The 9,974-nt window shown below is 72.3% G+C and carries 7 protein-coding genes; 2 read left to right on the top strand and 5 right to left on the bottom strand.

Annotated features, from left to right (window positions below; genetic code table 11):
* Positions 1-95: 95 nt before the first annotated feature.
* The 3 genes from ABZX02_RS41615 to ABZX02_RS41605 are packed head-to-tail and all read right to left on the bottom strand — an operon-like array spanning position 96 to position 3,598.
* The gene (locus ABZX02_RS41615; RefSeq protein ID WP_355307251.1) at positions 96-1,352 is read right to left on the bottom strand and encodes an FAD-binding protein; all 1,257 of its coding nucleotides are present in this window, start codon (positions 1,350-1,352) and stop codon (positions 96-98) included.
* Positions 1,353-1,369: 17 nt separating this feature from the next.
* Complete coding sequence (locus ABZX02_RS41610; RefSeq protein WP_355307249.1) at positions 1,370-2,392, bottom strand: polysaccharide deacetylase family protein; 1,023 nt, start codon at positions 2,390-2,392, stop codon at positions 1,370-1,372.
* A 45-nt stretch (positions 2,393-2,437) separates the two neighbouring features.
* A complete protein-coding gene (locus ABZX02_RS41605; RefSeq protein WP_355307247.1) occupies positions 2,438-3,598 on the bottom strand; it encodes a glycosyltransferase in 1,161 nt (386 codons plus the stop codon).
* Positions 3,599-3,757: 159 nt separating this feature from the next.
* Between ABZX02_RS41605 and ABZX02_RS41600 the strand changes: the two genes are divergently transcribed.
* Both ABZX02_RS41600 and ABZX02_RS41595 read left to right on the top strand, forming a co-directional pair.
* Positions 3,758-4,870, top strand: a complete 1,113-nt coding sequence (locus ABZX02_RS41600) for a hypothetical protein (protein ID WP_355307246.1) — start codon at positions 3,758-3,760, stop codon at positions 4,868-4,870.
* Positions 4,871-4,953: 83 nt separating this feature from the next.
* Complete coding sequence (locus ABZX02_RS41595) at positions 4,954-5,844, top strand: aminoglycoside phosphotransferase family protein (protein WP_355307244.1); 891 nt, start codon at positions 4,954-4,956, stop codon at positions 5,842-5,844.
* A gap of 15 nt (positions 5,845-5,859) precedes the next feature.
* On the opposite strand, the gene ABZX02_RS41590 is transcribed toward ABZX02_RS41595, so the two are convergent.
* Positions 5,860-7,644 carry an ABC transporter ATP-binding protein gene (locus tag ABZX02_RS41590; RefSeq protein WP_355307242.1) on the bottom strand — a complete coding sequence of 595 codons (1,785 nt, stop codon included), beginning with the start codon at positions 7,642-7,644 and terminating at the stop codon, positions 5,860-5,862.
* On the bottom strand, positions 7,641-9,527 hold the full coding sequence (locus ABZX02_RS41585; RefSeq protein WP_355307240.1) for an ATP-binding cassette domain-containing protein: 1,887 nt from the start codon (positions 9,525-9,527) through the stop codon (positions 7,641-7,643). Before ABZX02_RS41585 ends, ABZX02_RS41590 begins: the two co-directional genes overlap by 4 nt.
* Positions 9,528-9,974 lie beyond the last annotated feature (447 nt).

Genomic DNA, 9,974 nt, shown 5'->3' with positions numbered 1-9,974 from the left:
TTTCTTACTTCACCCCCGGGCCCCACCCCCACACCGCCTAAACCCCCCCTCGGGCCGATTACCCCCCGCCAAACCCCCCCCTTCCGGCACAAGGCTTACAGAGACCCGAAGAGTCCGTCCACAAAGGCGTTGCGGAACTTGCCCTCGGGGTCGCGCTTGCGCATCAGCTCCGCGAAGTCCGCCGCCCGCTCGTACCCGGCGACGATCTCCGCCGGCCCCGCCGCCGTCAGCTTGCCCCAGTGCGGCCGCGCGCCCAGCGGCCGCAACCGCTTCTCCACCTCCGCGAGCACGGGCCCGACCACGTCGAGGTCGTCGACCCACGTGAAGTGGAACGTCACGGTGTCGCGGTGGTAGGCGGGGCTCAGCCACAGGTCGTCCCCGCGCACCGTCCGCACCTCCGCGATGTGGATCACCGGCGCCACCAGGTCCGCGATCTCGCGGATCGCCGCGAACGCCGCCGGAGCCGCCGCGCGGGGCAGGTAGAACTCGGACTGCAGCTCCTCCCCCGCTCCCGGGGTCAGCTCGGGGCGGAAGTGCGGCAGCCGCTCGTGCCACGGACCGGCGACGTCCAGCTGGTCGGTGCTGAGCTCGACCGGCATGCCGGGCACGGGGTGCATCGGCACCCCGGCCCGCCGGCCGCCGTCCCACGCCGTCTCCGGTTGGTCGAGACGGCGCTTGAGCCAGACGTCCCCGGTGGCGCGCCAGTCGGTGAACAGGCTGACGCTGTACGCCGCTCCGAACACCTCGTCGAGCGACGACGCCACCTCGTCGAGCGGCACGAGCGCGTGCACCCGTTGCGCCATCGGGTAAGCCGGTTGGACGTCGAGCGTCACCTTGCTGATGATGCCCAGAGCCCCCAGCGCCACCACGGATCCGGCGAACTCGTCGCCGTCGACGTCGCGGCTCAGCTCGACCAGGTCGCCCTCGGGTCCCACGACCTCCAGCCCCGCCACCGACGCCGCCAGGCACCGCTGGGTGTCGCCGGAGCCGTGGGTGCCGGTCGAGCACGCCCCGGCGATCGAGATGTGCGGCAACGAGGCCAGGTTCGCCAGGGCGAGGCGCTCCTGGTGCAGCAGGTAGATCAGGTCCGCGTACCGCATGCCGCCGGTCACCGTGACCGTGCTCGCGTCGTGGTCGATCACCACGCGCCGCGGCAACCGGTCCAGCTGCACGAGGTCGTGCGCGGTGTCGGCCACGCGGCTGAACGAGTGCCCGGTGCCGAGCGCGCGGATCTTCGGGCTGTGCGCGACGATCCGCCGCAGCTCGTCGACCGACTCCGGCCGGTGCAGGTGGCTCGGCGCGAAGGTGATGTTGCCGGCCCAGTTCGTGATCGAGGCGTGTGCCGTTGCCATCTTGCCCCCAGAGTGACTCAGTCCGTCGTCAACAGGTCGTCCACGACCACAAAGCGGAAGTCGCGCGCCAGCAAGCCCTCGATCATGTCCGACAGCGAGGCCACGGTCTGCGAGCGGTCGCCGCCGGAGTCGTGCAGCAGCACGATCGACCCGGCCCGTGCCTCGTCGAGGACCGTGCCGGAGATGAAGTCCGTGCCGGGCATCTGCCAGTCGTCCGGCGCGACGTCCCACAGCACGGTCGTCAGGTCCATCTCGCCCAGCCAGCCGACGACCTCGGGCGACCGCGACCCGTACGGCGGGCGGAACAACGTCGTCTTCGTGCCGGTCGCCTCGGCGATCGCGTCGCCGGTGCGCTCGACCTGCTCGGCGAGCTGCGACCGCGTCAGCTCCGGCAGGAACGGGTGCGACCACGTGTGGTTGCCGAGGGTGTGGCCCTGCTCGACCATCCGCGCCAGGGTCTCGGGGTAGGCCTTCGCGTAGGTGCCGACGCAGAAGAACGTCGCCGGCACCCCGTAGCGCTCCAGCACGTCGAGCACCTGGTCGGTGTAGGGCGGCTGCGGCCCGTCGTCGAACGTCAGCGCGACCTCGGGGCGGTCGCGGTCGCCGTGCGCGAACCAGCGGCCCTGCGCGGTGACCCGGTTGACCGCCTCGGTGCTGGCCGCGTACCCCGCCGCGAGCACGTCCTCCAGGCCCGTCTGGGTGCCCCGCGCGCGTTCCAGCCTCGTGAGCGCCGCCAGGTTCGCCAGACCGGTCCGCGCGAGGTCGAGCGCCGGCACGGACCCGAAGCGCGGCCGTGCGGGCAGGACCGCGGGGTCCGCCCGGTGCACCTCGATGCCCGCCGCCATCAGGCGGCCGTCGAGAACGCCGTTGGTGCTCTCGACGACCACCACCGGCGTCTGCGGCAACCCGCGCAGGTGCTCGATCAGTTCCGGTGTCCGCGCCTGGGCGAACGTCGCCGGCGGCACGGCGGTCTCGCCCCGCGCGTCGACGACGTGCACCTCGAAACCGGCTTCACCCCAGGCGATTCCCGAATACAGCATGCGACTCCCCCACGTGTGCTGCGGACGTGCCGGTGACCGTCCGAACTAGACGGTGTCGAGCCTGCGCGAGACACGGCCTGCCTCGCGGAGCACCGCCTCGCGGTACCTGTCGCCCAGCTTCCCGATCGGCGCGAGCACGCGGCACTGCTCGAAGAACCCGTCCTCGAACGGGATGGCGAACCCGACCAGCGGGATGACCTCGACGTCGGACCGGCTGTCGAACAGCTCGCGGACCTCCTCCTCCGGCCGCGCCTGCTCGTCCAGCACCGCGCCGACGACCAGGGTCGTGACGCCGTCGACCTTGCCGCGCACCAGGCCGAGCGACCCGTCGGGCGCCACGCCCTCGAGCTCCCGCTCGACCTCCGGGTAGATCTTGTCCACCTCGAGCCAGCCGCCGAACGTCAGCGCGAGCTCGAGGTCGAGCCGCGGCCACTTGGCGAGGTAGTAGCGGTTGGTGATGGACGCGGAGACGTCCTGGGCCGCCTGGTCGCGGCGGTGCGGCAGGTGGATGCCGAACACGTCGTCGGCGAGGATCAGCGGCGTGCCGCTGCGGGAGATCCGGTAGGCCCACTCCTGGTCCTCGGGTCCCCAGGCGACGAACCCCTCGTCCAGCCACAGCTCGTGGTCGCGGACGACCTGCGCCGGGAGGGCCATGAGGCCGGTGCGCGCGAACGCCCACGGGTAGCGGGCGTAGGCCGACTTGAACTCCTCGGAGAAGCGCGGGTCGAGCTTCACGCGCTCCGCGGGGGCGAGGCCCTCCAGCAACTCGCGGTAGTGCTCGAACGGCCGGACCTCGACGTCGCCGACCTCCAGCGGCACGATCTCCTCGTAGCCGAGGACCTGGCCCATCGCGCAGATGTTGTACCGGTGCTGGAAGTACCGCTCCACTAACGTCTGCAGGGCGGTGGGCGCCAGCAGCACGTCCGCGTCCACCAGGCAGATGATCTCGCCGGACGTCGCGCGGAGCCCCAGGTTGGTGGCCCGGCTGGTGTTCCAGTCCTCCTGCACGTGCACGGAGAGGAGCTTGATCCTGCCGTGGAACTCCTGGCACAGCGCGGAGAGCTCCGGGTCGTGCTCCAGCACGCCCAGCACCACCTCGAACTCCGCCTTGTCCAGGGTCTGCTCGGCGAGCGACTCGAGCACCGGCTTCAAGGTCTGCAACCGCTGCTTGTACGGGATCACGATGCTGAGCACGGGCTTGGTCACGATCACTCCTCGGGCGACTCGACTCCGGGCGAGCGTAGAACGACTGACCACGCCTTGGCAAGATATTGACAAGCTCGTGGCAAGTCTGCGGTAGGCTCGGACCACGCTCCGGCAGGAGCCGACACCCCATGTGCCGCCACGACTTCCAGGGAGCAACCCGTGACATCCCCCTCGATCCGGCTGTCCGGCGCCGTGATGACGCACCCGAAGCGGGTCGCCGCGGCGCGTGCCCTGTCGGACGGTTTGCCAGAGCTCGGACTCCAGGTCGTGGTCGACCCCCAGCCCGAGGCTCCCCCGGCCGCCTTGCGCACCGCCCGCCTCGCCTGGGCCGCGGTCGGCCCGGACGCCACGCACCACCTGGTGCTGCAGGACGACGCGGTGCCGGCCGCCGACTTCCTGCGCAGGCTCGAACCGCTGGTCGCGGCACGGCCGGACGCCGCGCTGAGCCTGTTCACCGAGTGGGGGTCGCGCACCTCGCACGTCGTGCGGATCGCCGCGCTGCTCGGCTACACGATGGCGCCGGTCGTGGACGACTACATCCCGGCCGTCGGGCTGGTGCTGCCGGCCGAGGTCGCGCGCGGCTTCGAGGAGTACGCGCGGGCCAAGCTCGACGGCCGCGACCACGACGACGTCGCGTTGCTCGACTACCTCAGCGACCTGGGCGTCGAGACGGTGATCCCGGTGGCGGGGCTCGTGGACCACCGCGAGGACATCAGCCTCGTCGGCAACAACGTCATGGGCAACCGCTCGGCCACCTGCTTCCCGCCGGCCGGCACCGTGCCCGCCGGCCCGCACTCGCTGCTGACCGCGCCCGCCACCGTGCCGTACTACGACTTCTGGGGCCAGTACTCGGACGCGTGCGTGCCGGACGAGTCCAGTGTGGACGGCCGGGAGCGCTCGTCCGCCCGCGCCTGGCTGCTCGAGCGCAGCGTCACCCACCCGGAGATGATGGCCCTGCTGGAGGAGGCGCTCGCGCGTCACCCGCAGCGGGAGTTCCTCGTCGACCGGCTGAGCGAGATCGTGCTCGGCGAGGTGTGGATCGTCGCGTTCCTGCTCGGCGTGATCGCCGCCGAGCACGCGCGGGAGGTCGGCCGGCCGCTCGACTTCGCCGCCCCGCTGGCGAAGGCGGCGCTCGCGACGTTCGGACCGGGCGCGGTGCGCCGCGTCGTGCCCGCCCGCTGGCTGCCGACCGTGGGGTCGGTGCTCGAACCCCTGGTGCTCGACGGCGTGCGCGCGGGCGCGGCCCGGGAGAACGCCCGCACGTCCGCCTGACCCACCGCGGGTGCCGAAACCGGGTCGACGGGTCGCGGCACCCGTGGTGTGATCGGTCCAGCTGTCCCCGCGGTACCGAGGAGATGTCGTTGACGAGCGAGAACCCGGTGATCGACGCCGCACTGGTGCAGCGGCTGCTCGCCGCGCAGATGCCGGAGCTCTCGGCCCTGCCGCTGACGCTGCTGGACCCGGCCGGGTCGGACAACGTGATCTTCCGGCTCGGCGACGACCTGTCGGTGCGGCTGCCGCGCGGCGACTGGGCGACCGGGCAGCCGCGGAAGGAGTTCCTCTGGCTGCCCCGGCTCGCGCCGCTGCTGCCGGTGCCCGTGCCCACCACGGTTGCGCTCGGCGAGCCCGGGGAGGGATATCCGTGGCACTGGTGCGTGTCGCGCTGGCTCGACGGCGAGACCCCGGCCATCGGCGGGCTCGCCGACCCGGACAATACCGCGGTCGAGCTGGCCGAGTTCGTCAAGGCGCTGCACCGCGCGCCGGCGGACGAGTCGCTCGTTCCCGGGCCGCACAACAACTTCATCGGCGCCCCGCTCGCCCGCCGCGATCCCGGCACGCGCCGGACGATCGCAGCCGTGGCCGGCGTCTTCGACACCGGCGCGCTCACCGCGGTCTGGGACGCGGCCGTCGCGGCGCCGGAGTGGAGCGGGCCGCCGGTCTGGGTCCACGGCGACCTGCACCCCGGCAACCTGCTCACCGTCGACGGCCGGCTCAGCGCCGTGCTGGACTTCGGCGGCCTCGGCGTCGGTGACCCGGCGTGCGACCTGCTGATCGCCTGGACGCTGCTGCCGGCGCCCTCCCGCGAGGTGTTCCGCGCCGTGCTGGACGTCGACGACGACACCTGGACGCGGGGCCGCGGCTACGCACTGAGCACCGGCCTGAACGCCTACTCCCACTACGCGGCAACGAATCCCCGCGTCGCGCGGGCGACCACCCACCAGATCACCGAGGCCTTGGCGGGGTGATCCCCCGCCCGGGCCTCAGCTGTAGCTGCGGGCCTGCAGCTCGAACAGGTCGGCGTAGAGACCCCTGCTCGCGAGCAGCTCCGAGTGGTCGCCGATCTCCGCGACCGTGCCGCCCTCCAGCACCACGATGCGGTCGGCCATCCGGACCGTCGAGAACCGGTGCGACACGAACAGCGTGAGCCCGCCGTGGCGGCCCACGTCCCCGGCCGACCCGGCGTACCGCTCGAAGATCGCGTGCTCGGCCGCCGCGTCCAGTGCCGCAGCGGGTTCGTCCAGCACCAGCACCAAAGCCTTGTCGCGCAACGCGGACCGCGCGAGCCCGAGCGTCTGCCACTGCCCGCCGGACAGCTCCGCGCCGTCGGTGTACCCGTGTCCCAGCGCCCCGTCCAGACCGCCGGGAACCCGCCGCACGACCCGTTCGGCACCGGCCCTGGCGATCGCCCCGGTCAGCGCCTCGTCGTCGTCCAGGCGGGCGAGGTCGCCGACGCCCACGTTGTCCCGCAACGTGAACTCGAACCGCGCGAAGTCCTGGAAGAGCGTGGAGACGGCCGCCCGCCACTCGTCCTGCGGCAGGTCGCGCAGGTCCACGCCGTCGACGAGGATCCGGCCGGACGTCGGTTCGTACAGGCCGCACAGCAGCTTGACGAGCGTGCTCTTGCCCGCGCCGTTCTCGCCCACCAGCGCGATCGTGCGGCCCGCCGGCAGGTCGAGGGTGACCTCGCGCAGCACCGGCCGGTCGCTGCCGGGGTAGGTGAAGCTCACCGCCTCCAGCCGGATGCCGTGGCGCAGCACCGCCGGGACGTGCCCGGTCGGGGCCTCGGTGCGCGCGGCCCGGGATGGCCAGCTGCGCAACGTGTCCAGCCGTCCGAGCGTGTGGCCTGCGGCGTGCAGCGTCGACAGCACGCTCAGCGCGGCGGCGACCTGGACGTTGATCTGCACGGCCAGCGTGATCACGAGGACCACGTCGCCGACGGTCACCAGGCCGCGGACGGCCTGCTGCAGCACCAGGAAGATCGCGGCGCACGCGGCGAGGGCGAAGGCCACTTGGCCGAGCGCGCGCAACGCCGCTCCCGCCAGCTGCCCGTGCCACAGACGCGTCGTCGCCCGCCGCCAGCTCTCGTCGTGCCTGCGCCGCAACGCCGCCTCCGCGCCGAGGATGCGCGCCTCCTTGGCGGACGCCGACGACGTCGCCACGTGCAGCAGGTGGCGGGCGAGGCGGTTCTGCTCGGCGGCGGAGTCGCGCGAGCGGTCGATCAGGCGCTGCGCGTACTTGCCCATGATCACCGGCGGCAGCGCGCCCAGCGGCAGGAGCAGCAGCCACGGCTGCAACGAGGCGAGGATCGCGGTGCTGATGACGAGCTGACCGCCGAGCAGCACCACCTGCAGCAGCGCCTCGATGTAGCTGCGCGCCTTCTGGATCTCCTCGCGCACCAGGACGACCGTGTCCGCGAACTTCGAGCTGTCGAGGTGCTCGACGCCCAGGGTGCCGTTGACGTACCCGATCAGCTCGGAGTTGATCCGCGACTCGGCCAGCTCGCCGACCTCGTAGTAGTAGAGGTGCGCGAAGTGCCCCATCATCAGCTCCGCCACGAGGACCGCGGCGATGAAGAGCCCGAGGACCACGGTGCTCCGGACCTGACCGGCGAGCAGGTCGTCGGTGAACGCGCCCAGCGCGAGCGCGACGGCCGGGGTGGCCAGGTAGCCCAGGGTCAGCAGCACGATCGCCTTCAGCAGGCGGACGCGGTCGGCCTGCCACGCGAGCGTGAACAGCCACCGCGCGGTGCGCGCCAGGTTCTTCATGAGACCTCGTCCATCGCGGAGTCGAGGAGCGGCGCCGCCGTGTCGTCGGCGAACCGCTCGGCCTGCAGCCGGAACAACGTGGCGTAGCGCCCGCCCTGGGCGAGCAGTTCGTCGTGGGTGCCGCGCTCGGCGACCCTGCCGTGCTCCAGCACCACGATCTGGTCGGCGCGGCGGACGGTCGAGAAGCGGTGCGAGATGATCACCGTGGTCAGCCCGCGGGTGATGTCGAGGAACCGGTCGAAGAACTCGACCTCGGCGCGCACGTCGAGCTGCGCGGTGGGTTCGTCGAGGATCATCACCGACGCCCCGGCGTGCACGGCGTGCAGCGCGCGGGCCAGCGCGACCCTTTGCCACTGCCCGCCGGAGAGGTCACGACCGCCCTCGTACTGGCTCGACAGCACCGTGCGCAGGCCGTCGGGCATCGTCGCGATCACCTCCGCGGCGCCGGACCGCCGTGCGACCGCCAGCAGGTCGTCCTCGCCCGCCGCGAACTCGGGCGCGCCCAGCGAGATGTTGTCGGCGACCGGGAGCTCGTAGCGGACGTAGTCCTGGAAGATCACCGCGAGCCGCCGGTGCCACTCGCGCGGGTCGACGTCGCGCAGGTCGTGACCGTCGATGCTGACCCGGCCGGCGGTCGGGTCGTAGAGCCGGGTCAGGAGCTTGACCAGGGTGGTCTTGCCGGCGCCGTTCAGGCCGACGACGGCGAGCGAGGTCCCGGCGGGCACCTCGAGGTCGAGTCCCTCCAGGACGTCCGGGCCGTCGGGGCGGTACCGGAAGCCGACGTCCTCGAACCGGATCGACCGCCGCGGCAGGTCCTGGGCGGACAGCGACTTCCCGGCCGCGAGCGGGCGCAGCGCGCGTCCGCCGTCGCGGAACGCCAGCAGCGCCTCGTAGGCGAGCGAGCCGTACTGGGTCTGCACGTCGGCTTCCGGGAAGTAGACGCCGAACCGCATGAGGATCAGCACGGCCTGCAACGCGATGCCGAGCTCCAGCAGGCTCAGCCCGCCGTCCGCGCCGCGACCGGCCAGCAGCACGAACACGATCGCGGCACCGACGAGCCCGATCGCGGACAGCACCAGGAACGGCGCGCCGAGCAGCGCCCGGCGGCCCCGCCACATCGTGGTCAGGTAGTGGAGGTCGTCGCGGCGGTGCCGGTCGCGCAGCCAGCCGACCAGGCCGAGCAGCCGGATCTCCTTGGCCGCCTGCGGACCGGACGCCAGGGACTTCAGGTACGTCACCTTGCGGCGGTCGCCCGCGAGCCCGTCCCAGAAGTCGCCGAACCGGCCGAGGGAGCCGCGCTGGCCGAACCGGATCACCAGTGCCGTCACCCCGATGACCACGGCGGCCGGCGGGCTCAGCGTCACGCCGACCAGCACGACCGCGCCGACGAGCTGCGTGTAGCGGGCCACCAGGGCCAGCACTCCGGCCGCCGCGTCGCCCGGTGAGGCGGACGCGCGGTCGAAGGCCTCCCGTGCGGCGTTCACGTCGTCGAGCAGGCGCGCGTCGTCCAGCGCCATCGCCGGGGTGTCGACCAGGGCCGCGCGCATCAGCAGGACCCGGCACCGCCCGTCGACGTGCCTCATCACCAGTTCGCCGGCCGCGGCCTGGAAGGGCGCCAGCAGCTGCTGGCCGCCGACGACGGCCGCCGCCACGAACAGGATCGAGAGCAGGGCCGTCCACGCGGTGGCGTCGCCGCCGACGGCGGCGGGAACCCCTTGCAGGAGAACGCTCATCGCCACGACGAAGCCCAGCGGGAGCAGTCCCAGCACCACGTTGAGCACCAGGGTCGCCGCCAGCGTGCCCGGCGGCACGTGGCGCAGCAGACCCAGCATTCGCAGCCAACGACCCGAGCGCCGCCGCACCTCGCCCACCAGTCTGATCACGGCGGCCAGCTTGCCACAGCGCGCAACATCGTGGCAAACAAACCGGACTTTTTGGCAAATTCCCGGGTCGGAGCACTCTCGCGCCGGAAGAACTTGAATTCACAAACACCTGGCGAACAGGAAAGAGTCCGGAACGAACCGCAAACTGGTAACTGGCAACATCGCGCGTACCGGAACTCGTGGGCGCAGAACAACCGGAACAGCGACGAGGGGCGATTCTTTCCACTTCACGTGGAAAGAATCGCCCCTCGTCGTCAAGTCGGGCACCGCAGGACCGAGACGTCGTCGGCTCCGCCCCGCGAGCGCGTTCCTCCATTACCGGCCCACCGGGGCTCCCTCAGCCCCCGTCGGCCGAACCCACCAGGTCACACGTGCTCTGACCTGCGCAAGACTCTCAGAACCGCACCACGTAGCCCTGCGGCCAATCCACGTCCGAACCTCCGCCGG

The sequence above is a fragment of the Lentzea sp. NPDC003310 genome (assembly GCF_040610935.1).
Taxonomy (GTDB): Bacteria; Actinomycetota; Actinomycetes; order Mycobacteriales; family Pseudonocardiaceae; genus Lentzea.
This window is presented reverse-complemented; position numbering and strand designations above follow the sequence as displayed.

Bases quoted from the DNA above. Each gene is read 5' to 3' on its own strand.
- ABZX02_RS41590 (WP_355307242.1), bottom strand. From the start codon at position 7,644: ATGAAGAACCTGGCGCGCACCGCGCGGTGGCTGTTCACGCTCGCGTGG.
- ABZX02_RS41615 (WP_355307251.1), bottom strand. From the start codon at position 1,352: ATGGCAACGGCACACGCCTCGATCACGAACTGGGCCGGCAACATCACC.
- ABZX02_RS41595 (WP_355307244.1), top strand. From the start codon at position 4,954: ATGTCGTTGACGAGCGAGAACCCGGTGATCGACGCCGCACTGGTGCAG.
- ABZX02_RS41610 (WP_355307249.1), bottom strand. From the start codon at position 2,392: ATGCTGTATTCGGGAATCGCCTGGGGTGAAGCCGGTTTCGAGGTGCAC.